Below are 22,623 nucleotides of genomic sequence, written 5' to 3'. Positions count from 1 at the left end.
ATCAACATAACATTTAAAAATATGAAAAATTTATTAGCTGGCTTATTTTTGACAGCATCATTCGCATTCGCCTCAGCACAAACCATTTCCTTCGATAAAACAACCTTCGATTACGGAACCGTAAAAAACGGAGCTGACGGTCACAGAATGTTTGTTGTAAAAAATACAGGAGACAAACCTCTGATTATTTCCAAAGTACAGGCATCTTGCGGATGTACTACTCCGGAATGGAGCCAGGACCCTATCATGCCGGGAAAAACCGCTCAAATTAAAGTAGGTTATAACACGACCATTGTCGGTCCATTTACCAAAATTATCGAGGTGTATTCTAACGACCCTGCAAACAGCAGATCTGTAATTAACATTAAAGGTACGGTAGAAGGAGGTGCAGAACCTGCGGCAATGAAAGCTGAAGCAATGCAGGAAGCAAGAGCTGTAGCCGCTCCAGTGGCAGCAGAAGTTTCTGTAAAAGCGAAAGCAGCACCAGCAAAAGCTAAAAAAGCAACTAAAAAACCTGCTGCAATGTAATATTTGCAGTTTTAAAAAATAATTTTTAAAATCACTTCTTTATTGAAGTGATTTTTTTTATTTTTAATGAAAATAACAATTATGGATTTAGATTTCAGCGACAATTTCATTGTGAAAGCACCGTTTTCTATTAAAAATTCTAATACCAGCTATAAAGGAGGTCTTACGAAAGAGGAAGGAGAGAAAATGCTTCAAATCGAAAAAATAAAACTCCGTGAACTTCAGGAAAGACTTTACGCGGATTCCAGCAAATCTTTACTGGTCGTGCTGCAGGCAATGGACGGAGCCGGAAAAGATTCCTTAATTGAGCATGTTTTCGGTGGGGTAAATCCGCAGGGATGTGAGGTAACCAGTTTTAAGGCGCCGAGTCATAAAGAATATTCCCATGATTTTCTGTGGCGACATTATATCGCGCTGCCGGAAAAAGGAGACATCGGAATCTTTAACAGAAGCCATTACGAAAGTGTGTTGGTTTGCAAAGTTCATCCCGAATTTAATTTGAATGAAAAAGTGTGGAATTCTGTAGAGAATTTTGACAAGAAATTCTGGAAAAAACGCTACAAAAGCATCAGAAATTTTGAAAGACATTTAGCAGATAACGGAACCACAGTCATTAAATTATTTCTGAACGTTTCGAAAAAAGAGCAGAAAGTGCGATTAATTCAAAGAATTGACGAACAGGAAAAAAACTGGAAATTTTCTATGGCAGATCTGCCGGAGCGTGCACTTTGGGATCAGTACATGACCGCTTATGAAGATGCTATCAACCAAACCTCCAAAGATTATGCGCCGTGGTATGTGATTCCTGCCGATGACAAATGGTTTGCCAGAGTTGCCGCGATCCAGATTATTATTGATGCTCTGGAAGGTATGAATTTAAAATTCCCCAAGCTTTCAGAAGCTGACCGGAAAGAATTGGAAGGAGCGAGAACACAGCTGGAAAGCGAATAGTTTTATTTAGATATACCAAATTCACTAATGATCATAAAAAAAAGCAGAAACCTAAATTTCTGCTTTTTCTTTTTTATTAAAAAACCACAAGAAAAACTGTAAGCCGGATTCTGTACATTCGCCGAAACGAAAGTGCCTGTTATTTATCTGCGCTTTACATTACTGCAAAGCTTTAGCTGTTTACCCCTCGGTTTTTGGAGCGAGCAACTCCTATCCCGGCGAACCGGGAAATCCGATATACTTAACATTGCACCGCAAAGAGTTTACCTGGTTTCACTATAAATTAATATACATACTTTCTGTTGCACTGGTCCTGATCTTGCGACCGACGGGTGTTACCCGCTTTGCTGCTCTGTGGTGTCCGGACTTTCCTACCCCGGTTCCCCGGAATCAACAGGCCGTCTTTCTTGTGGAGGGCAAAGATAATGAATTTTCAAGTTTTCCGGTTAAAATTGTCTGGACTGAAATTTGTTTGGTCAAAATCTTTTAAAAAGAATATATTTGAATATGGAAGTAGATGTAACTAAAATAAAATATATAGATATCGTTTACCGTGTTCTGGAACGCTGGTATACCAAATTCGCAGAAACCACTCCTAATATCGCCGTCGGAATTATCGTGTTTGTTTTGATTCTGATGATGAGCTCTTATCTGAGTAAAGTTTCTGTAAAGATTTTCCACAGGCTGTTTCCCAACAGTAAAAGCAACTCCATTGTTACATTAATCGGAGTTTTCAAGTTCCTCATTATTTTAATGGGCGCTTTTATCGCTTTTGAAATTATGGGATTGGGCGGATTTGTGCTGAAGTTCCTTGGAAGTTTGGGCGTTGCCGGGGTTATTGCTGGGGTTGCGCTGAAAGATTTGGTTTCCTCGATGTTTTCGGGGATGCTGATTAGCTTTGATAAAGCATTCGCTGTGGGTGACTATGTTTCGATTAAAGGAATTTCGGGAACGGTGGAAACGATAGGATTTCTCACTACCAAAGTGATTACCGATGAAGGTAAAAAAGTTTACATTCCAAATCAGTTGATTTTCAGCGCGCCGTTTATCAATTATTCTGCATCATCGCAAAGAAAAGTCTTTATTGATCTTGAAATTCCCAACAATGAGGATTTAGAAAAAGCTAAAAAAGTAATCCTTGATGAAATTCACACTTTTGATTTTGCTGATAATAAGGACAGTGCCGAAGTGATCTTCCTGAAACAGAGTTTGGGCATCTTTTATTTGGAAGCGCGTTTCCAGATGAAAAACGGAGAAAAAATCTCACACGTGCGAAGCGAAGCGCTTTTAAGGATCAAGAAAAAACTGGATGACAATGGAATTCAGCTGGCGACACAGACCCAGATTGATACCGGAAACTCGGCTCAGGAATAGTTTTCTTTTGTCCCGAAATCCCCTAGCCCTGATTGCAGCGGCATCCTTTTTTTGACGAGGAACGAGGAGAAAAAGATACCGTCCTTCGACAGGCTCAGGATAAACTACAAGCAGGTTCCCGGCTCCTAAAAACAAAAAAAACCGCCCAAAAAAAATTGAACGGTTTATAATAAATATTTTAAAAATCTTAGTGACCTAAAACTTCTTTTACTTTATTGGCTGCTTCTTCCAGAGTAATTGCTGAATGTACAGGAAGACCTGAATTGTCGATCAATTGCTTCGCTTCAACAGCGTTGGTTCCCTGAAGACGTACAATCAAAGGAACAGGAAGGCTTCCCATTGCTTTGTAAGCATCCACAACACCCTGAGCTACACGGTCGCAACGTACGATACCACCGAAAATGTTGATCAAAATTGCTTTTACGTTCGGATCTTTAAGGATGATACCGAAAGCTTTCTGAACTCTTTCTGCATCGGCAGTTCCACCAACGTCAAGGAAGTTAGCAGGGTTACCGCCGGATAATTTAATGATATCCATAGTAGCCATTGCCAAACCGGCTCCGTTTACCATACATGCAACGTCACCGTCCAGTTTCACGAAGTTAAGACCAGCCTCACCAGCTTCAACATCTGTAGGATCTTCTTCTCTCGTATCTCTTAAAGCTTCCAGATCTTTGTGACGGAAAAGTGCGTTACCGTCTAAAGTTACTTTCGCATCCACAGCGATAATCTTATCATCTGAAGTTTTCAAAACAGGATTGATCTCGAAAAGTGAAGCATCAATTCCTACATAAGCATTATAAAGACTGGTAATGAATTTGGTAAATTCTTTGAACGCATTTCCTGACAAACCAAGGTTGAACGCGATTTTTCTCGCCTGGAAACCCTGAAGTCCGAAAGCCGGATCAATCACTTCTTTATGAATCAAATGAGGGGTTACTTCGGCAACATGTTCGATATCCATTCCACCTTCTGTAGAATAAACTACTGTGTTTTTGCCTAAAGCTCTGTCTAAAAGGATTGAAACATAATATTCTTTAGTTTCTGAAGCTCCTGGATAATATACATCTTCAGCTACCAAAACGAAGTTTACTTTTTTACCTTCAGCAGACGTTTGAGGAGTTACCAGCTGCATTCCGATGATGTTCTGAGCATTTTCCTTAAGTTTTTCCAAATTCGGAGAAAACTTTACACCGCCGCCTTTTCCACGACCACCTGCATGAACCTGAGCTTTTACTACCCAACCTTCTGCACCTCCGGTCAGTTCTTTTAATTTATTGGCTGCATCTACTGCTTCATCTACATTGTTTGCAACAAAACCGCGTTGGATGTTAACGCCATATTTTGCTAAAATCTCTTTTGACTGATACTCGTGAAGATTCATAATATTTGAATTAGATTTAATTTTTTTTAAAGATTGACAAATTTAAGAAAATTTGAGAAGATAATGATTGAACCTACAAGATTTTTGTCACCAAACGGTTTATAAAGTTACGGTTACGCCGTTTCCTGTTTTTTCTTTTCATAGAAAGTGGTTGCGATGCCTGCCAATATGATGATACTTCCAATCATTTGAACGGATGTTATTTTCTCCCCGATGAACACTGCAGCCAAAAGCGCCGCAAAAATAGCCTGACTGAGAAGGCTTAATGAAACGCGGGTTGCCCGCATATTTTGGGTCGAATAACTGATGAGCAGCCAAGCAATTAACTGACATACGATTCCCTGAACAAAAAGCGAAATCCAGGCTTGACTGGAAAACCCAAAAAATTCATCCCCAAAAGCAACATTAACAATGAAGAGAAAAACGGTAGAGAAAATCATACTGTAGGTGATAAAAGTGATCACTTCAACTTTTTCCAAAACCGTTTTGCTTACTAAAATATATAAAGCATATAGCAATCCCGATAACACTCCGAGGAAAAAAGCGGTGTCTAATTTCAATTCTAAAATCGTGTCAATACCAACGAAAACCATCATTCCCATTAATGCGATGAATGTTCCCAGCCAGAAGCTTTTTCTGGGGCGGTAATTCAGAAAAACAAATGAAAAAATGCCCACCCAAATCGGTGAAAGATTCGTCAGCAGCGTTGCCTGGGTTGCTGATGAGTGCTGAATCGAGATATTCCAAACTGCAATATCTGAAGCGAAAAGTATTCCGCAAATCGCAATCGGAAATATCAGTTTTCGGTTCTTTAAAACAAGTTTACCTTTGTAAAGCGCAACAGGCAAAAGAATGGCAGTTGCAATTGCCATTCGGTAAAATGCAGAAATGAGTCCTGAAGTAAGATTCATGCGGACGATCACGGGAAATATGGAAATACACAAAATCCCGATGAATAATGCGATTCTTGCTTTGGTCATTTTTAAAATTTTCTACCGACTTCCTTACAGATTTCTAAATAATTCTCTGGCATTTTAGAAAAATAATCAGTCTCGTAATATTCATCAGTATGCGGAATATAAATACTGTACTTTTTTCCTAAAGGAATAAGCGGAATGAAAAATAAGGTGATGTAATTTTTGAACACTTTAATCTCGGCATTCACCATAAAACCGTTTTTATTGATTTTTCTGGTTTCCTGACCGACTAATTTTTTGGTGTTTCCTGCGATGAAAAAGAACATTATTAAATTTTATTCTTCAGAAAATAAAAAATCAGCATCGCCCATGAAATGATCATCATCAATCCGCCAATTGGGGTAATGGGTCCTAAAAATTTAAAATTCATACCTGAAACATCATTGAACGCCAACAGGTAAATGCTGAACGAAAAAATAAATGTTCCTGCGATCATTAAAATGGAAATCCATTTTTCTGAAGGAGTTTCGAATTTTAAAATATAACCCACAATGAGTAAAAACAATGCGGAATACATTTGATATCTTACCCCGGTTTCGAAACTCGTGAGTTTTTCCACCGATAAAACTTTCTTTAATGCGTGCGCACCGAATGCACCTAAAATAACGGAAAGCAGTCCGTAAACCGCGCCGACAACTAACGTAAATGTCTTCATATTATAATTCTCCTTTTTGATACATGATTAATAACTGCCCTATAACTGAAAGAATTCCAATTCCAATAAACATCCAGGCAAATTTCTTCGATTTTGCAAATCCCTGATCTTTTGTCGTTTTCAGAAAGACTCCGAAAATTAAAAGCAACAGCCCTAAAAACAGTTGAAACACTTTCTAATTTTTGTTTCTCAAATTATTGAACTCCGTAATCACTTCGTGATGTGTCACGGTTTTATCTTTAAAGTACGTAACGAAATGATTTTTTTCTTCATCAGTAGCTCCTAACTGATTCAAAATATTGAACAGGTGCATTTTCATATGACCTTTCTGGATTCCCGTAGTTACCAGAGAACGCAGCGCCGCAAAGTTCTGCGCCAGGCCTGAAACCGCGAGAATACTCATGAGTTCCTGCGCGGAAGGCTTTCCTAAAAGCGCAAGCGAAAATTTCACGAGCGGATGAAGATTCGTTAAACCGCCTACAACACCGACAGAAATCGGCAAATCAATCCAGAATCTGAAAATTCCGTCGTCAATCGTGCAGTGTGTCAAACTGGTGTATTTTCCGTCCTTCGCTGCGTACGCATGAGCGCAGGCTGCTGTAGCCCGAAAATCATTCCCGGTCGCGATTACCACAGCGTCAACACCGTTCATAATTCCTTTGTTATGTGTAGTTGCACGGAAAGGTTCGATTTCGGCAATCGTTACAGCTCTCTTAAATTTAGTTGCAAATTCTTCATTGGAGATGCCGCTGTCGTCTTTCAGATCTTCAATTTTACAGGAAACCTCAGCTCTGACGATACAGTCAGGTGTGAAATTCGACAGAATATTCATCACAATCTGCAGAGAATCTTTTTCCTGCTGAGTGAAAGCTTCTTCATTCGCTACTTCTTCTTTCAAAGTTTTCCCGAATTGCTCCAGGCAGGAGTTGATGAAATTAGCCCCCATAGAATCGACAGTATCGAAACTGGCTTTCAGCTGGAAATAGTTTTCAAGATCCGCAGTTTTATCAATGAGACGGATGTTTAATATTCCGCCGCCACGGTTTCTCATGTTTTTGGTGATTTCCTCTGTTGCTTCAAACAGTCTTTTCTTCAGTTTAAAATTGAAAAAATGCTGCAGTTTATGAGGTTCCACATCCAGAATAAAATGGGTGTGACCTAATTTTTTAGTATTAATGATGGTCGTTTTGAAACCGCCTTTATCAATCCAGAATTTAGCGGCTTTTGAAGCTGCTGCAACGACCGAACTTTCCTCGACCGCCATAGGCAACGCAAGCAGTTTACCATCGATAAGGAAATTGGGTGCGATTCCGTACGGCATGTAAAAGTTGGAAATTGTATTTTCGGAAAACTCTTCGTGAAGTTTCTGAAGCGTTGTATCGCCATTCCAGTATTGCTGTAAAATCTGCTCGTAACTGCGGTCGTCATTAAGATATTCTTTGATGAGCCAATCGATTTTTCTTTGTTTTGAAAGTTTAGAAAAACCTTCTACAGGACTGTGATTCATGGAAATAGGATTAAAGTCCAAATATAGGGATTTTTGGCTGTAAGACGAGGAAAGCGAACGCAACTTTTTGTCACTCTGAAAGAACAAAAAAAATCACCGATAAATTTCGGTGATGATTTATAAATTTGCTGCGATAGCTTTAATCCAGCTGCGTGCCCAGAAATTCCCATTCCTGCAAAGCCAGATCAAGCTCAGCTTTTTGGTTATTGTATTTTTCCAAAACTTCCTCGGACGGATTTTCTTTGGTAAAAGTTGCCTCCATTTCCTCGATCTTCAGTTCAAGTTCTGCGATTTTCTCTTCAACTTTCTTGATTTTGTTCTGAATTACCTTCTGATCTTTGGAAACAATCACGGTTTTCTTTTCTACCGGTTTTTCAACCACTTTTTCTGCAACAGGTTCGTTTCGTAATTCCTGCAGTTTCGATTTCTCGGCAGAAACCTCGCGGATACTTTCTTTCTGACGGAATTCCAGATATTCATTGACGTCTCCTAAAAACTCCTTCATTCTTCCATCGCGGAATTCAAATATTTTGTCGCTCAGTCCCTGTAAAAATTCTCTGTCGTGAGAAATTACGATTAAGGTTCCTTCAAATTTCTGAAGCGCAAGTTTGATAATTTCTTTGGACTGAATATCAAGGTGATTCGTCGGCTCATCCATGATCAGCGTATTGAAAGGCCGAAGCAGCAATTTACACAACGCTAAACGGTTTCTTTCCCCTCCGGAAAGCACTTTCGTCTTTTTCTGAACATCATCACCCTGGAAAAGAAAGCTTCCCAACAAGTCGCGGACTCTCGGGCGGGTTTCTTCGGTTGCAGCGTCTTCCGCTTCCTCCAGAACCGTTTTATTCGGTGTTAAAACCTCTTCCTGATTCTGCGCGAAATAGCCGATGTTCACGTTATGACCAAGATTCCACTCACCTGAATAATCTTTAATTTCCCCGGAAAGAATCTTAGCCAAAGTTGTTTTTCCCTGTCCGTTCTGCCCAAGAAGCGCGATTCTGTCACCACGTTCTACAAAGAAATCAACTTTATCGAAAACCTGTTTGTGTCCGTAAGCTTTACCTAAATTTTTAGCTTCGAAAATTACTTTCCCAGGCACAACAGACTGTACAAAACGGATATTGAATTTGGAAACATCTTCGTTATCGATTTCAATTCTTTCGATTTTATCGAGTTTCTTAATTAAAGACTGCGCGAAAGATGATTTGGTTGCCGAAGCGCGGAAACGGTTGATGTTATCTTCCATCTGCTTGATTTCCACATCCTGATTTTTCTTTGCCTGCGTAAGTTTTTCTTTACGTTCTTTGCTTAATTCAAGATATTTTGTATAATTCGCTTTGTAATCATCAACTTTTTTATTGTTGATGTCGAAAGTCCTGTTACAGACGGAAGTCATAAACTGTTTATCGTGACTCACCAAAACGATAGCGCCCGGATAGTCTTTCAGAAACTCCTCAAGCCAGATGATCGACTCCATATCCAAGTGATTCGTAGGCTCATCGAGAAGCATCAGATCATTCTTCTGAAGAAGCAGTTTTGCAAGTTCGATCCTCATTCTCCATCCTCCGGAAAATTCATCAGTAATTTTATGAAAATCATCGGCTTTAAAACCTAAACCTAACAAAACTTTTTCTACATCACCTTCCAGATTGTAGGCATCGTGATGCATTAAAAGATCATTCAATTCGGTCATTTTATGAATCAAATTCTCGTAAGAATCGCTTTCATAATCAGTTCTGGTAACCAGCTGATGATTCACCTCATCCAACTCGTTTTTCATTGCGTTGATCTGTTCAAAAGCCTGCAGAGTTTCGTCCCAAACGGTACGTCCCTTCACAAAATCAAGATCCTGTTTCAGGAATCCAATGGTAATATTTCCTTCCGGAACGATATTCCCTTCATAGAAATTGATTTCGCCGGTTAACATTTTGAGCAGCGTAGATTTTCCTGCACCGTTTTTACCGACAAGACCAATCTTATCATCTTTTTTAATGGTAAAATTTACATTTTGGAAAAGATAATTCCCTGAATGATGAAGACCTAAACCTTGAACTGATAACATATATATTAAGCAATTAGTAATGAGTATTTTCGAGGTGCAAAAGTAAGGAAACTAATTGAATTGTTCTATTTTAAGAAAACACGCTATATTCCGGAATAAAAGTTTTAAAATTTCTACCTTTAAAGTCTTTAAATCCAACAAAAAATGAAGAATTTAATCCTTGTACTCGCTACTTTTCTCACGGTAAATTTCAATGCTCAAAATTTAAAAGTGATGACTTTCAACATCAGGCTTTCTTTAGAATCAGACAAAGAAAATTCCTGGGACAACAGAAAATCTGACGCTTTGAAACTGCTGGATTATTATCATCCCGATTTTTTCGGAGTTCAGGAAGCGGTTCCGCAACAAATGGCGGACATCAAAACAGGTCTTAAAAATTATGACTTTGTAGGCGTTGGACGTGATGACGGAGCTAATAAAGGTGAATATTCAGCCATTTTCTACGATACCCAAAAACTACAGGTTCTGCAATCGGGAACTTTCTGGCTAAGCGAAACACCTGAAAAACCCTCAAAAGGCTGGGACGCTGCTTACAACAGAGTCTGCACATATGCTCTTTTTAAAACGAAAAAGGGCGGTAAGAAGTTTTGGGCTTTTAATGTTCATTTCGATCATATTGGCGATGGTGCGAGAGAAAATTCGTCAAAATTAATTCTGAAAAAGATCAAAGCTTTTAATCCTCAAAACCTGCCTGTCGTGTTAACAGGAGATTTTAATTTAACGGATAAAAGTGAGCCCATAAAAATCCTTTCTGAGAATTTAAATGACACTTTTTATCATTCGAAAAAACCGCATTACGGACCTGTGGGAACCTTCACTGCTTTTGATATTAATACCGTTCCAAAAGAGAGAATAGATTATATTTTTGTGAAACATTTCGAATGCGAAACCATCAGAACCATCAATGACAGACGGGAAAACCTTTTGTATCCTTCCGACCATTTTCCGGTGATGGCAGAACTGAAATTCATGCAATAAAAAAATCCACCGGATGACTCCGGTGGATAAACACAAATGATGAAAAAAAATTTATTCTCTTGCTATTGAAGCATTAGAATAGGGCAAAGGAAAGTAATATTTCGGACATAGCAAAATATAATTTCATATATTATCTCAGTTTGAATCATTACTGTTGAAAATCAGATAAATAAAGAATCCACTGCGAGTAAGCAGTGGATTCCAAAAACACAAATGTTGAAATTAAATTTCGTGTTTGATCTATCAAATTTCATGCAATAATATGTTAAATCAAGTTAAACTTTAACCGATATTTTCCAGCTGAATTAAAATAATCGTTTGTAACTCCAATTCATCAAACAAAAAGAAAATCCACCAAAATATTTGGTGGATTTTCAAAAACACAAATGATGAAAAAAAAATTCTAATATGTAACGGAGTTTTTAAGGATTTATTTTTCCTTATTAAAATATTATTCTGTTTTTCTAAAGACCAAACCGCTTTCTTCAAAATAATCAAGCGTAATCCGGTCACCGTCATTTACTTTGCCGGCAAGGATTTCTTTTGATAATTTATTGAGTACCTCCTGCTGCAAAACCCTTTTTAGTGGCCGCGCTCCGAAAGCCGGATCGTAACCTTTGGTCATAATATAATCGATCGCATCATCGGTTGCAGTCATAAAAATTCCGCGTTTTTCCAGCATTTTATTGAATCCGCGTAACTGATAATGTACAATCTTTCCGATCTCTTTTCTGTTTAAAGGCTGGAATAGCACTACCTCATCAATCCTGTTCAAAAATTCAGGTCTTAAAGTCTGTTTTAGTAAGGAAAAAACATCGTCCTTTGTCTGGATCAGTGTTTTTTCATCAATATCGTCATTTTCGTCATGATCAGCGAGATCAAAACGTTCCTGAATCAGCTGGGAACCGAGATTGGAGGTCATAATAACAATTGAATTTTTAAAATTTACCACTCTTCCTTTATTATCCGTCAGTCTTCCGTCATCCAAAACCTGCAGCAAAGTATTGAAAACATCGGGATGCGCTTTTTCAATTTCATCCAGAAGCACCACAGAATAAGGTCTTCTGCGAACAGCTTCGGTCAGCTGCCCACCTTCATCATAACCCACATATCCCGGAGGAGCACCAACCAAACGGGAAACCGAATGCCTTTCCTGATATTCGCTCATATCAATTCTGGTCATGTTATTTTCGTCATCGAACAGCAATTCCGCTAGTGCTTTCGCCAGTTCCGTTTTTCCTACACCGGTCGTTCCGAGAAACAGAAAAGATCCGATCGGCTTCTTCTCGTCGTTGAGGCCGGCTCTGTTTCTGCGGATCGCATCAGCAACAGCTTCAATCGCTTCATCCTGTCCCACTACTCTTTTATGAAGTTCGTCTTCCAAATGCAGCAATTTTTCTTTTTCGCTCTGCAGAAGTTTGGTCACAGGAATACCCGTCCATTTCGAAATAACTTCGGAGATATTTTCAGCGGTTACTTCCTCTTTGATCAGTTCATTCAGATTGTTCTGCATTTCGAGTTCTAGTTTGTGCAGATCGGCTTCTTTTTCTTTTATTTTTCCGTACTGTATTTCAGCAACTTTTGCGTAATCACCAATTCTTGATGCTCGTTCCGCTTCCAGTTTTAAAGCTTCAATATCTTTTTTGATCGAGGTTAAATCTTCGGACTTCTGTTTTTCTTTAAGCCATTTTGCATTGATCTCGTTGCGCTGCTCCGAAACTTTTGAAATATCTTCTTTCAGGTGATTAATCTTCACCTCATTACCTTCCCTTGAAATAGCAGCCAGCTCAATTTCCATCTGCATCAGTTTTCTGTCCAAAACATCCAGTTCTTCAGGCTTTGAATTGATTTCCATTCTTAATTTTGCTGAAGCTTCATCGATCAGATCAATTGCTTTATCCGGTAAAAAACGGTCAGAAATATAACGCTGAGACTGTTCCACTGCAGCAATAATCGCTTCGTCTTTGATTCGCACTTTATGATGCGCTTCATATTTATCTTTAATTCCGCGCAGAATGGAAATAGCCGATTCTGTATCAGGCTCTTCCACCATAACCTTCTGGAAACGTCTTTCCAGTGCTTTGTCTTTTTCGAAATATTTCTGGTATTCATTTAAAGTCGTTGCGCCTATTGCTCTCAGTTCGCCTCTTGCCAATGCCGGTTTAAGGATATTCGCCGCATCCATTGCGCCTTCACCTCCACCTGCGCCGACTAAAGTGTGAATTTCATCGATGAACAAAATAATCTGTCCTTCAGATTTTATCACTTCATTGATGACCGATTTCAGTCTTTCTTCAAACTCACCTTTGTATTTTGCGCCGGCAATTAATGCGCCCATATCCAGTGAATACAAGGTTTTATCCATCAGGTTTTCAGGGATATCGCCGGAGATAATCCTATGCGCGATTCCTTCTGCGATAGCTGTTTTACCAACACCGGGTTCACCGATAAGAATCGGGTTATTTTTGGTTCTTCGGGAAAGGATCTGCAAAACTCTGCGGATTTCTTCATCACGGCCGATAACAGGATCCAGTTTGCCTTCCGCAGCGAGTTCGTTGAAATTTTTCGCGTATTTATTTAAACTCTGATACGTTTCTTCGGAGCTTGCTGATGTCGCTTTTGATCCTTTGCGGAGCTCATTGATTGCGGTCTCCAGACCTTTTTTGGTTACGCCCATATCCTTCAGCATTTTCGATACGTCAGAATTCACCTCCAATATAGAAAGCCAAAGATGTTCTATCGTTACAAATTCGTCACCCATTTTTTTGGCGACATTTGGTGCGTCAAGCAAAACCCTGTTGGCGGACTGTGAAAGATAAATATTTCCGCCTTCCACTTTCGGAAGTTTCTCGATATTTTCACGGTTTCTTTCCCTTACCAGACTAAGTTCAGCTTCTGATTTCTTCATTAAGAATTCAGAAATATTTTCATCTACCTGAAAAATTCCTTCAAGCAAATGTTGAGGTTCAATACTTTGGTTGCCGAATTCCATTGCAACCTGTTGTGCTTTTTGGATGGCTTCCTGAGATTTTACGGTATATTGATTTAAGTTCATATTAATAATTTTTAGTTTTCAGAAAATATTAAGAACCCATACAAATTTATGAATTCTTAATATCGTTATCAATCATTTTTAATCAAAGTATTATTCACAAAAAGTGTTCTTTATTTAATTCTAACTATTTTTCGAGACAAAATTTCCGGATTAAACAACTGGTTACGTGTGTTTTAAGTCATAATTTCCGAAAACGGCGATTTTAAATCTTTTCAGCGGACAAAAACGGTATTTACCTGCTTATTACGATTGACCTGATTTAAACAAACACGCGATCGGAAATTCTTTGTTCCTTTTAAAAAATAAGTATATTTGTTAAAATCAGTTATTAAAAGTTTTTCAGTTAAAATATGCATCATTTTCATCAATTAAAAACGTCCAAAATAGCGAAGGAAACGAACGATTCCGTACATATCGCTTTTGAAATACCCCAAGATTTAAGACATGAATTTTCTTTTAAACAGGGGCAGTATCTCAACGTGAGATTTGTTTTTGGGGATGAAGATCTACGCCGCTCCTATTCGATTGTGAACGCTCCAACCGAAGGAAATGCTGAACTTGAAATCCTTGTAAAACATCTTGAAGACGGCAAAGTCTCCACTTATCTGAATAACAGTTTGAAAGTAGGTGACACCGTTGAAGTACTTGCGCCGATGGGACATTTTTTCACCAATTACCACGCATCCAATGAGAAAACCTATGTTGGACTTGCGGCAGGAAGCGGAATTTCCCCGGTTTTATCCAACTTAAAAGAAGCACTATATCAGGAACCAAAAAGTAAGGCTTACCTGTTTTTCAGCAATAAAAGCCTCAGCGACATTATCTTCAAAAAAGAAATCGACGCACTGGTGGAAAAATTTGAAGGCAGATTACAGGTAATTTATCTTCTTTCCCGCGAAAAACATTATGAAGACGAACTTTTTGAAGGAAGAATTTCTGCAGAAAAATTAGATATTTTATTTGAGCGTTTTACTGAAATCCCTGCGCAGGAAGCCACTTACTTTATCTGCGGTCCTTCAGAAATGATCAAAGGCATCGCGGAATTCCTGAAAAAAGACAAAAAAGTACCGTCGCTGCAGATCATGTATGAATATTATGCTGCGCCAGACGATGACGAGAATGCTGAAATGAGCGATGAATTCAAAGCGATTCCCAATTTGGAAAGTATGGTGACGCTGATTATTGATGATGACGAATATTCTTTCCATCTCAATTCCAAGAAAAGAAGCATTCTGGATCAGGCACTCAACGACAAACTGCCGGTTCCGTTTGCATGTAAAGGCGGCGTTTGCTGCACCTGTAAAGCACAGGTTATGGAAGGCGAAGTATTTATGGAAAAAAATTTCGCCCTTACCGAAGACGAAGTGGCAAGAGGATTTGTCCTCACCTGCCAATGCCACCCCACTACGAATGTGGTGATGCTTAATTATGATGTTTAAACAAACCTTCGGGATTTTTCTATCTTTAGAAGGCTGAAAAAAATTTAAGATTATGGCACAATGGAAATTTGCAAAAGCAATCAACGAAAATGAAGAGTTCAAGATTGAAGGAATAAATATCTGGAACCATTATTGGCACTGTGTTGACAAAAAAGTGGAAGTAATAGGCCCGGACCGGGGAAATCCCTATTATTTCAAAGAGTACCAAATCGACGGAAACGGCAAAACAATCAATTTTGTTGCAGGTGAATTCGCTGATTATCAGGTAGGAATTTACCTGAAGGATGATTTGAGTGATACAAAACTCTGATTAAAAAAGGAATAATTTAATATTTACGCATTTGCGTTACCATATGGAACATTTAGAAAAATTTTTAGAATACGTTCAGGCGGAAAACAAAGTAGAACCAAAAGATGTAATGCCCGACGATTACAGAAAATTATTGGTTCGCCAGATTTCCCAGCACGCCCATTCCGAAATCGTGGGGATGCTTCCGGAAGCCAACTGGATTACCAGAGCTCCGTCGCTTCGCAGAAAAATGGCGCTTTTAGCTAAGATTCAGGATGAAGCGGGACACGGTTTATATTTGTATGCCGCAACTGAAACATTAAATAACGGCGAAATAGCCGCTGACAGAGATTCTACTTACAACGACATGCTTTCAGGAAAAGCAAAATATTCCAGTATCTTCAATTATCCCGCGCTTTCCTGGGCGGATATTGGCGCAATCGGCTGGCTAGTTGACGGCGCGGCAATTATGAATCAGGTCATGCTGATGGGAAATTCTTACGGTCCCTATTCCCGAGCGATGGTGAGGATTTGCAAGGAAGAATCTTTCCACCAAAGACAGGGTTACGAAATTCTGATGACACTTTGTCGTGGCACCAAAGAGCAGAAAGATTTGGCACAGGAAGCACTGAACCGTTTCTGGTGGCCGGCTTTGATGATGTTTGGCCCAAATGACGAAGCTTCACCCAATTCACAAAAATCAATGAATTACCGTGTTAAAAGGGAAAGCAATGATTCTTTGAGACAAAGATTTGTAGATGTTACCGTAGGACAGGCGGAATTTTTAGGATTGAAAATTCCTGACGAGAACTTAAAATGGAATGAAGAAACCCAACATTATGATTTTGGCAAACTGCCCTGGGACGAATTCATGGAAGTTTTAAAAGGAAACGGGCCGTGCAATAAAAAACGCCTGGAAACCAAAAAACAGGCACAGCGCGAACATTCGTGGGTGAAAGAAGCGGCGATGGCTTATGCGGAGAAGGAGAATAACAGGGTAAACAAATAAATCCTTTATTATTTCTAATGAAATTTTTTCAGCGGATTTTTTTTGTTTTTATCCTAACTAACTGTCAATCGAATGACAATAAAAATATTCATTCGGAAATTTTAGGAAAATGGATATTTGCAGAAGAGCACTTTATATCAACTTATGATAATGAAGGATTTTTAGTTCCCCCGCCTCCACCGAGAGAAAGATTAGGATATAATTTCTACACTAATGATAGTTGTGAAACTAATTTTTCCTTTTTTAAAATTAATGATACCAGACAAATAGATTTTAGAGGACATTATTCAGATATTGAAAAATTAGGAAGGAAAACTATTTACAAAATTGAGAATGATTCTTTAAAAATATTTAACAGAACTTTTAATAGATGGGACTCTTTTTATATTATGAAATTGGATGCCAATAATCTTGTTCTAAATAATCAAAATTCAGTTATTCAACAATTTGTTCGCAAAGTCAAAAAATAAACTAAAAAATTCTCAAATTAACAAATTCTCAAATTAAATTTATGTTTTGGCAAGGACGCTTTGACGGCGATGACCCGCTTTATCACCGAATCTTTCAGAGGGTTTCACTTGAAACCAATTACGGCGCGATTTCACCTAACGATTTCGTTTTACACGGATTCGCTGTAGATGAAGGCGTGAGAAGAAACAAAGGAAGAACCGGAGCAAAAGACGCCCCTGATATTATCAGGAAAAACACCGCTAATTTTCCGGTGGTCAATCCGGAATTTGTTTTAAAAGATTTCGGGAATATTTCCTGCGATGACGGTGATTTAGAAAAATCACAGAAAGAACTCGCAGCTAAAGTTTCAGAAGTCTTAAAAAGAAAAGGAAAATCTATCGTTTTTGGCGGCGGCCATGAGGTAACGTTCGCTCATTATTCCGGAATTAAAAATGCATTTCCTGATCAAAAAATCGGAATCATCAATATTGACGCCCATTTTGATAACAGAGAACCTGGAGAATCCGTCGGGCCAAGTTCCGGAACCGGTTTCTGGCAAATCGCTCAGGATGGAAACATACATTCGCTTCATTTGGGAATTCAGAAAAACTCAAATACCTTAAAACTGTTTGATGTTGCCCATCAATTCGGAATGAAATACATGTTGGCTGACGAACTTTTCTTTGAAAACCTTCCTGCTGTTTATCAAAAAATCGACGACTTCACTGCAGAGGCAGACGTTATTTATCTCACCATCTGCATGGATGTTTTCAATGCTTCCATTGCGCCCGGGGTTTCAGCAGCAGCTTATAACGGAATTTTTTCCGATTCACCTTTTATGCATTATTTCCGCCATATTTTAAAATCAGAAAAAATAGCGGCAATGGATATTGCTGAAGTAAATCCAACTTTTGATATTGGGGAAAGAACTGCAAGATTGGCTGCAAGTCTGGCAAACGAATGGTTCATTATTTGATTCCAATTGATGGATTAATATTTTGCCTTATACTTATTAAGTAAAACAGAATCTTTTCGTGTATCAACTAAATCTCAGAATCATCTAATAGTGAATACCATTGCTATAATTTGGGATGTTCCGGAGTTTAAAAACAGGCAAACAGGGAATCAAATTAAAACTTAATTATTATTAAAAAAATTTCAATTCATAAAGAATTTTATATCTTTGCACCAATTAACAACTAATTAAAATAAATTACTATGTCAGACATTGCATCAAGAGTAAAAGCTATTATCGCTGATAAACTCGACGTTGAGGAAACAGAAGTAACTCCAGAAGCAAGCTTCACAAACGATCTTGGAGCAGATTCTTTGGATACTGTAGAATTAATCATGGAATTTGAAAAAGAATTCAACATTCAGATCCCAGATGATCAAGCAGAAAAAATTACAACTGTAGGTCACGCTATTACTTATATCGAAGAAGTAGTAAACAAATAATATTCTATTAACAAAGAATCAAAGAAAAATTTATGGAATTAAAAAGAGTAGTTGTTACCGGTTTCGGCGCTATTACGCCTATTGGAAATAATGCCAAAGATTACTGGGAAAACCTTGTAAAAGGTGAGAGCGGTGCCGCTCCTATTACTCTTTTTGATGCCTCAAATTTTAAAACCAAATTCGCCTGCGAGGTAAAAAACTTCGATCCATTAGATCATTTCGATAAGAAAGAATCAAAAAAAATGGATAGAAACACTCAGTTAGGGATCGTTGCAGCCAGAGAAGCCGTGGAACATTCCGGTATTCTCAACGCTGATATCGACAAAAACAGAGTTGGGGTAATTTGGGGTTCGGGAATTGGCGGTTTGGAAACTTTCGAAAAGGAAGTTCTGGGCTGGGCAAACACGGAAATCCCCCGTTTTAATCCGTTCTTTATTCCGAAAATGATTGCCGACATTACCGGAGGTCAGATTTCTATCGAGTACGGATTTCACGGACCAAATTACACCACAGTTTCTGCCTGTGCTTCATCTGCCAATGCGCTTATCGATGCGAAAATGCTGATCCAGTTAGGAAAAGCAGATATCATTGTGGCCGGAGGTTCCGAAGCAGCAGTTACAGCAAGTGGCGTTGGCGGTTTTAATGCAATGATGGCTCTTTCTACCAGAAACGATGATCCTAAAACCGCTTCGAGACCTTTTGACAAGGACAGAGACGGATTTGTTCTCGGTGAAGGTGCAGGATCTATCATTCTTGAAGAATATGAGCATGCTGTGAAACGTGGTGCTACCATTTATGCTGAATTAAAAGGCGGCGGAATGAGTGCAGATGCGTATCACATGACCGCACCGCATCCTGAAGGATTAGGCGCATATCTCGTAATGAAAAACTGTCTTGAAGACGCAGGTGTAACGGCCGACGAAGTAGATCATATCAATATGCACGGTACTTCTACTCCATTGGGCGACATCGCGGAATCTAATGCAATTTCGAAATTACTGGGAGATCATGCTTTCGATATTCAGATCAACTCTACCAAATCAATGACCGGTCACCTTTTAGGTGCAGCTGGAGTTATTGAGGCTATTGCAGCATTGCACACGATCATTCACAATATCGTTCCACCTACCATCAATCATTTTACTGATGATGAAAAAATCGACAGCCGACTGAATTTCACTTTCCATCATGCGGTGGAAAAAGAAGTGAAAATCGCTATGAGTAATACTTTCGGCTTCGGTGGACACAATGCCTGTGTACTTTTCCAAAAAATCTAAGCAAAAAATCTATGGAGTTAAAGAAGTATTTTCCTAAATTCCTAGTCAACAGAAAAAAACATCTCTCGGAGAAAGATTATTTTTTAAGCAACGAAATTACCAAAATTACAGGTTGCAACATACAGAATATCAATCTTTACCGGGAAGCATTTTCTTTAAAAACATCTTCTAAAAAACAGGTTAAAAATTACGAAAGACTTGAATTTTTAGGCGACTCTGTTTTGGGGGCTATTATTTCGTGTCACCTTTTTTCAACGTATCCTCATGCGAATGAAGGGTACCTTACGCAGATGAAATCGAAAATCGTCAACCGTAAAAACCTTAATAAGTTGGGTGACGAACTTGCATTAACAAAATTTCTGCAGAACGACTCGCCTACTACATTGAGCGAAAACATTGCAGGAAACCTTTTCGAAGCACTAATTGGAGCGCTGTACCTTGATGTTGATTACGAAACCTGCAAAAAAGTAGTTCTGGAACGCCTCTTAACGCCTTCAGAAATCAATAAACTCGAAAACAAAATTGTGAGTTATAAAGGTTTACTGCTGGAGTGGAGCCAGAAGAAGAAAGTGGCCATCAGGTATGAAACCCATGAAGAAATTCAACCCAATAAAAATCTGGTGTTCAGGAGTCATGTTTGGCTGGATGACGAAAAAATTTCCAATGCCGCGGAAACATCCAAGAAAAAAGCTGAAGAAAAGGCAGCACAAAGAGCTTTTTATATCTTAAATAAAAAACAAAGCATCATTGAAAACTCAAAAGATACTGCTGGATATTGAAGAACAGGATGAAGAAATAACTTTAGGCCTGGTTCGTTTGGCGAAAGAAGTTGCCGATCACGAACTTTTTTTTCACATCAATTCCATCAATTCTTTTAATTTTTCGAGGATTTCAGATTTTATTTTTGAAGGAAACCATTTCGATTATTTTTTTCCGAGATTTGAAGCTTTTCACACCGATTCCAAAATCTGCATTCACTTCATTGCCAACAAATCTTCCCACAACATTCAGAAGAAAATTTCAACTGAACTGTTTTCAGGTGAGCATGAAACCAAATTTCTGCTCGAACATTTCCAGGACGTAGATTATATCATTAAAACATCGGAGCCATTTGACGATTTTTCCGTAATTTTGCTCCCGGAAAATATTGTGTTCAAAACACAGAATTTTTCCCTAAGCCCCCACGAGGAGCTTTATCAAATAATTCAATATTATGAATAAATATTTAAAAAAGACAAAAATTATTGCAACCCTGGGTCCGGCATCATCTGATAAAGAAACAATGCTGCAGCTGATCCAGGCAGGAGTAGATGTTTTCAGAATAAACTTTTCACACGCCGATTACGACTTAGTTAAAAAAAATGTAGCGACCATCCGTGAACTTAATCAGGAATATGGCTTCTCTGTAGGAATTCTTGGAGATTTGCAGGGTCCTAAACTTCGAGTAGGTGTTGTAAAAGAAGGTTCTTACCTTAACCCTGGTGATATCTTAACATTTACCAACGAAAAAATCGAGGGCGATTCCACCAGAGTTTACATGACCTATCAGCAGTTTCCTCAGGATGTAAAAGCTGGAGAAAGAATTCTGATTGATGACGGAAAACTCGTTCTTGAAGTTATTGAAACCAACAATATAGACACGGTAAAAGCCAAAACAATTCAAGGTGGACCACTGAGTTCTAAAAAAGGAGTGAATCTCCCAAATACCAACGTATCGCTGCCCGCGCTTACTGAAAAAGATATTGAAGACGCCAATTTTATGCTCGATTTGGAGCTGGACTGGATTGCCCTTTCATTCGTTCGTCATGCACAGGATATTATCGATCTGAAGGAACTGATGAAAAACCATCCTACCAACAAAGTGAAAACTCCGATCATTGCAAAGATTGAAAAACCTGAAGGGGTAAAAAACATCGAACAGATCTTAATGGAGTGTGACGGATTAATGGTTGCCAGAGGAGATCTTGGAGTGGAAGTTCCAATGGAAGAAGTTCCGGCCATCCAGAAAAATCTTGTAGAAATTGCAAGAAAATATTCCAAACCGGTAATTATTGCAACCCAGATGATGGAAACAATGATTTCAAGTTTAACGCCGACAAGAGCTGAAGTAAATGACGTTGCCAATTCCGTATTGGACGGCGCTGATGCAGTAATGCTTTCCGGAGAAACTTCTGTAGGAAAATATCCGGTGGATGTGGTGAAAAACATGTCGAAAATTGTAAAAAATATCGAACAGACCCATTTCTATCAGAATAAAAACTCCCCTATCGAACACGAATTTAACTGTGTAGATGAGCGTTTCATTACGAACAGAGTATGTCTTGCAGCGGTAAGAATTGCAAAGTCAGCGAATGTAGAAGCGATCATTACGCTTACTTATTCAGGTTATACAGCGTTCCAGATTTCGGCGCACAGACCGAATTCAAATATCATCGTTTTCTCTTCAAACAAAAGAGTTCTCACAATGCTGAATTTACTTTGGGGCGTTCGTGCATTTCATTACGACATGCAGAAATCTACTGACGAAACCATTATTCAGGTGAATATGATGGCTCATACAAAAGGTTATGTTGAACAGGGTGATTTCGTTATCAACCTCAACGCAACACCTGCCTATGAAGGCGGTAAAACCAATACGCTGAGATTAACGACGATTTAATCGGTTGTTATAAAATATAAAAAGCCCGCCGGTATGGCGGGCTTTTCTATGTTTGGATGGTGACACATGGTGGATGACGTTCTTCACCTCAAATTTGAGGATAACGACCTCATTTTTGGGGTTCTCACCCTCATTTTTGAGGCTATCGACGTCAAATTTGGGGTCTCGGACCTCAAATTTGGGGTCTTGGACTTCAAATTTGGGGTTTCGAACACCAACGATTAGGTTCGGAACCTCATTGTTTAGGTTGACGACGTCAGTATTTAGGTCTTGAAGGTAAAATTTTAGGTTCTGGAGGTAAAGCTTTAGGTTTCTGACTTAAAATTTTAGATTCCTCAAGTAAACATTTAGCTATGGACGTAAAGTTTTACCTCTATGCAAGCCACGCGAAAGGATTGTCTTCGTCGAATTTGCATTTCGTGCCTTTACTTTGTATTCTATAAGTAAATGTAAAACCTTATCTTTAGAAAGAGAAGTAGAGGTGAACTATGATTCGCGCTAAGTTCTACGACTTATCTGCCGCATTAGTCCTCTACTTTCTCTTATTTGTTGAATTGCTTCAAATAGAATG

21 protein-coding genes and 1 other RNA gene are annotated in these 22,623 nt (G+C 38.7%); 14 read left to right on the top strand and 8 right to left on the bottom strand.

What is annotated here, in order from left to right; genetic code table 11:
* Positions 1-21: 21 nt before the first annotated feature.
* Positions 22-528, top strand: coding sequence for a DUF1573 domain-containing protein (locus KSK37_RS05970; RefSeq protein WP_088359504.1), 507 nt, complete (start codon positions 22-24; stop codon positions 526-528).
* Between the two features lie 81 nt (positions 529-609).
* Positions 610-1,479 (top strand): polyphosphate kinase 2 family protein, encoded by an 870-nt coding sequence (locus KSK37_RS05965; RefSeq protein WP_217200119.1) that lies wholly within the window; start codon positions 610-612, stop codon positions 1,477-1,479.
* Between the two features lie 83 nt (positions 1,480-1,562).
* On the opposite strand, the gene rnpB is transcribed toward KSK37_RS05965, so the two are convergent.
* Positions 1,563-1,889, bottom strand: an RNA gene (gene rnpB, locus KSK37_RS05960) — RNase P RNA component class A.
* A 97-nt stretch (positions 1,890-1,986) separates the two neighbouring features.
* Between rnpB and KSK37_RS05955 the strand changes: the two genes are divergently transcribed.
* Positions 1,987-2,853, top strand: coding sequence for a mechanosensitive ion channel family protein (locus tag KSK37_RS05955; RefSeq protein WP_217200117.1), 867 nt, complete (start codon positions 1,987-1,989; stop codon positions 2,851-2,853).
* 187 nt (positions 2,854-3,040) lie between these two features.
* Here the strand turns inward: KSK37_RS05955 and sucC are convergent, their stop codons facing one another.
* The 6 genes from sucC to KSK37_RS05925 form a co-directional block, all read right to left on the bottom strand.
* Complete coding sequence (sucC, locus tag KSK37_RS05950; protein ID WP_088359500.1) at positions 3,041-4,237, bottom strand: ADP-forming succinate--CoA ligase subunit beta; 1,197 nt, start codon at positions 4,235-4,237, stop codon at positions 3,041-3,043.
* A 113-nt stretch (positions 4,238-4,350) separates the two neighbouring features.
* Entirely contained in the window at positions 4,351-5,217 is an 867-nt protein-coding gene (locus tag KSK37_RS05945) for a DMT family transporter (protein WP_217200115.1), read from the bottom strand.
* Between the two features lie 2 nt (positions 5,218-5,219).
* Positions 5,220-5,480 carry a zinc ribbon domain-containing protein gene (locus KSK37_RS05940; RefSeq protein ID WP_217200113.1) on the bottom strand — a complete coding sequence of 87 codons (261 nt, stop codon included), beginning with the start codon at positions 5,478-5,480 and terminating at the stop codon, positions 5,220-5,222.
* 2 nt (positions 5,481-5,482) lie between these two features.
* Positions 5,483-5,869, bottom strand: a complete 387-nt coding sequence (locus KSK37_RS05935) for a DUF423 domain-containing protein (protein ID WP_217200110.1) — start codon at positions 5,867-5,869, stop codon at positions 5,483-5,485.
* 175 nt (positions 5,870-6,044) lie between these two features.
* Entirely contained in the window at positions 6,045-7,376 is a 1,332-nt protein-coding gene (locus tag KSK37_RS05930) for a hydroxymethylglutaryl-CoA reductase, degradative (RefSeq protein WP_217200699.1), read from the bottom strand.
* A 139-nt stretch (positions 7,377-7,515) separates the two neighbouring features.
* Entirely contained in the window at positions 7,516-9,438 is a 1,923-nt protein-coding gene (locus KSK37_RS05925; RefSeq protein WP_217200109.1) for an ABC-F family ATP-binding cassette domain-containing protein, read from the bottom strand.
* Between the two features lie 144 nt (positions 9,439-9,582).
* Here KSK37_RS05925 and KSK37_RS05920 point away from each other — a divergent pair, with 144 nt between their 5' ends.
* Entirely contained in the window at positions 9,583-10,416 is an 834-nt protein-coding gene (locus KSK37_RS05920) for an endonuclease/exonuclease/phosphatase family protein (protein ID WP_217200107.1), read from the top strand.
* Positions 10,417-10,867: 451 nt separating this feature from the next.
* On the opposite strand, the gene clpB is transcribed toward KSK37_RS05920, so the two are convergent.
* A complete protein-coding gene (gene clpB / locus KSK37_RS05915; protein WP_217200105.1) occupies positions 10,868-13,471 on the bottom strand; it encodes an ATP-dependent chaperone ClpB in 2,604 nt (867 codons plus the stop codon).
* A 350-nt stretch (positions 13,472-13,821) separates the two neighbouring features.
* Here clpB and KSK37_RS05910 point away from each other — a divergent pair, with 350 nt between their 5' ends.
* The 10 genes from KSK37_RS05910 (at position 13,822) to pyk (ending at position 22,052) form a co-directional block, all read left to right on the top strand.
* Positions 13,822-14,910 carry an FAD-binding oxidoreductase gene (locus KSK37_RS05910; RefSeq protein WP_217200103.1) on the top strand — a complete coding sequence of 363 codons (1,089 nt, stop codon included), beginning with the start codon at positions 13,822-13,824 and terminating at the stop codon, positions 14,908-14,910.
* 52 nt (positions 14,911-14,962) lie between these two features.
* A complete protein-coding gene (locus tag KSK37_RS05905) occupies positions 14,963-15,220 on the top strand; it encodes a hypothetical protein (RefSeq protein WP_088359489.1) in 258 nt (85 codons plus the stop codon).
* 43 nt (positions 15,221-15,263) lie between these two features.
* Entirely contained in the window at positions 15,264-16,208 is a 945-nt protein-coding gene (gene paaA / locus KSK37_RS05900; protein ID WP_217200101.1) for a 1,2-phenylacetyl-CoA epoxidase subunit PaaA, read from the top strand.
* Between the two features lie 17 nt (positions 16,209-16,225).
* Positions 16,226-16,678, top strand: coding sequence for a hypothetical protein (locus KSK37_RS05895; protein ID WP_217200099.1), 453 nt, complete (start codon positions 16,226-16,228; stop codon positions 16,676-16,678).
* Between the two features lie 41 nt (positions 16,679-16,719).
* Positions 16,720-17,634: a formimidoylglutamase gene (gene hutG / locus KSK37_RS05890; protein WP_217200098.1), complete on the top strand. Its 915-nt coding sequence runs from the start codon at positions 16,720-16,722 to the stop codon at positions 17,632-17,634.
* A gap of 242 nt (positions 17,635-17,876) precedes the next feature.
* A complete protein-coding gene (locus tag KSK37_RS05885; RefSeq protein WP_015807007.1) occupies positions 17,877-18,116 on the top strand; it encodes an acyl carrier protein in 240 nt (79 codons plus the stop codon).
* A gap of 32 nt (positions 18,117-18,148) precedes the next feature.
* Positions 18,149-19,393, top strand: a complete 1,245-nt coding sequence (gene fabF / locus KSK37_RS05880; protein ID WP_088359485.1) for a beta-ketoacyl-ACP synthase II — start codon at positions 18,149-18,151, stop codon at positions 19,391-19,393.
* Between the two features lie 11 nt (positions 19,394-19,404).
* A complete protein-coding gene (rnc, locus tag KSK37_RS05875; protein ID WP_088359484.1) occupies positions 19,405-20,172 on the top strand; it encodes a ribonuclease III in 768 nt (255 codons plus the stop codon).
* Positions 20,141-20,614 carry an IPExxxVDY family protein gene (locus tag KSK37_RS05870; protein ID WP_217200096.1) on the top strand — a complete coding sequence of 158 codons (474 nt, stop codon included), beginning with the start codon at positions 20,141-20,143 and terminating at the stop codon, positions 20,612-20,614. The genes rnc and KSK37_RS05870 overlap by 32 nt, the downstream gene beginning before the upstream one ends.
* Positions 20,607-22,052, top strand: coding sequence for a pyruvate kinase (gene pyk / locus KSK37_RS05865; protein WP_088359482.1), 1,446 nt, complete (start codon positions 20,607-20,609; stop codon positions 22,050-22,052). Before KSK37_RS05870 ends, pyk begins: the two co-directional genes overlap by 8 nt.
* Positions 22,053-22,623: the final 571 nt, after the last annotated feature.

The organism is Kaistella soli (assembly GCF_019038595.1).
GTDB classification, from domain to species: domain Bacteria; phylum Bacteroidota; class Bacteroidia; order Flavobacteriales; family Weeksellaceae; genus Kaistella; species Kaistella soli.
Note: the sequence above shows the minus strand (reverse complement) of the source record. Positions and strands in the feature narration are given on the sequence as shown.

What these genes read in the sequence shown, in the direction of transcription:
- KSK37_RS05945 (WP_217200115.1), bottom strand. Translation starts at nt 5,217, where the DNA reads ATGACCAAAGCAAGAATCGCATTATTCATCGGGATTTTGTGTATTTCC.
- KSK37_RS05895 (WP_217200099.1), top strand. Translation starts at nt 16,226, where the DNA reads ATGAAATTTTTTCAGCGGATTTTTTTTGTTTTTATCCTAACTAACTGT.
- paaA (WP_217200101.1), top strand. Translation starts at nt 15,264, where the DNA reads ATGGAACATTTAGAAAAATTTTTAGAATACGTTCAGGCGGAAAACAAA.
- KSK37_RS05925 (WP_217200109.1), bottom strand. Translation starts at nt 9,438, where the DNA reads ATGTTATCAGTTCAAGGTTTAGGTCTTCATCATTCAGGGAATTATCTT.
- KSK37_RS05935 (WP_217200110.1), bottom strand. Translation starts at nt 5,869, where the DNA reads ATGAAGACATTTACGTTAGTTGTCGGCGCGGTTTACGGACTGCTTTCC.
- KSK37_RS05905 (WP_088359489.1), top strand. Translation starts at nt 14,963, where the DNA reads ATGGCACAATGGAAATTTGCAAAAGCAATCAACGAAAATGAAGAGTTC.
- KSK37_RS05955 (WP_217200117.1), top strand. Translation starts at nt 1,987, where the DNA reads ATGGAAGTAGATGTAACTAAAATAAAATATATAGATATCGTTTACCGT.
- pyk (WP_088359482.1), top strand. Translation starts at nt 20,607, where the DNA reads ATGAATAAATATTTAAAAAAGACAAAAATTATTGCAACCCTGGGTCCG.
- fabF (WP_088359485.1), top strand. Translation starts at nt 18,149, where the DNA reads ATGGAATTAAAAAGAGTAGTTGTTACCGGTTTCGGCGCTATTACGCCT.
- KSK37_RS05920 (WP_217200107.1), top strand. Translation starts at nt 9,583, where the DNA reads ATGAAGAATTTAATCCTTGTACTCGCTACTTTTCTCACGGTAAATTTC.
- KSK37_RS05970 (WP_088359504.1), top strand. Translation starts at nt 22, where the DNA reads ATGAAAAATTTATTAGCTGGCTTATTTTTGACAGCATCATTCGCATTC.
- clpB (WP_217200105.1), bottom strand. Translation starts at nt 13,471, where the DNA reads ATGAACTTAAATCAATATACCGTAAAATCTCAGGAAGCCATCCAAAAA.
- KSK37_RS05910 (WP_217200103.1), top strand. Translation starts at nt 13,822, where the DNA reads ATGCATCATTTTCATCAATTAAAAACGTCCAAAATAGCGAAGGAAACG.
- KSK37_RS05885 (WP_015807007.1), top strand. Translation starts at nt 17,877, where the DNA reads ATGTCAGACATTGCATCAAGAGTAAAAGCTATTATCGCTGATAAACTC.
- KSK37_RS05940 (WP_217200113.1), bottom strand. Translation starts at nt 5,480, where the DNA reads ATGTTCTTTTTCATCGCAGGAAACACCAAAAAATTAGTCGGTCAGGAA.
- KSK37_RS05965 (WP_217200119.1), top strand. Translation starts at nt 610, where the DNA reads ATGGATTTAGATTTCAGCGACAATTTCATTGTGAAAGCACCGTTTTCT.
- KSK37_RS05930 (WP_217200699.1), bottom strand. Translation starts at nt 7,376, where the DNA reads ATGAATCACAGTCCTGTAGAAGGTTTTTCTAAACTTTCAAAACAAAGA.
- hutG (WP_217200098.1), top strand. Translation starts at nt 16,720, where the DNA reads ATGTTTTGGCAAGGACGCTTTGACGGCGATGACCCGCTTTATCACCGA.
- sucC (WP_088359500.1), bottom strand. Translation starts at nt 4,237, where the DNA reads ATGAATCTTCACGAGTATCAGTCAAAAGAGATTTTAGCAAAATATGGC.
- rnc (WP_088359484.1), top strand. Translation starts at nt 19,405, where the DNA reads ATGGAGTTAAAGAAGTATTTTCCTAAATTCCTAGTCAACAGAAAAAAA.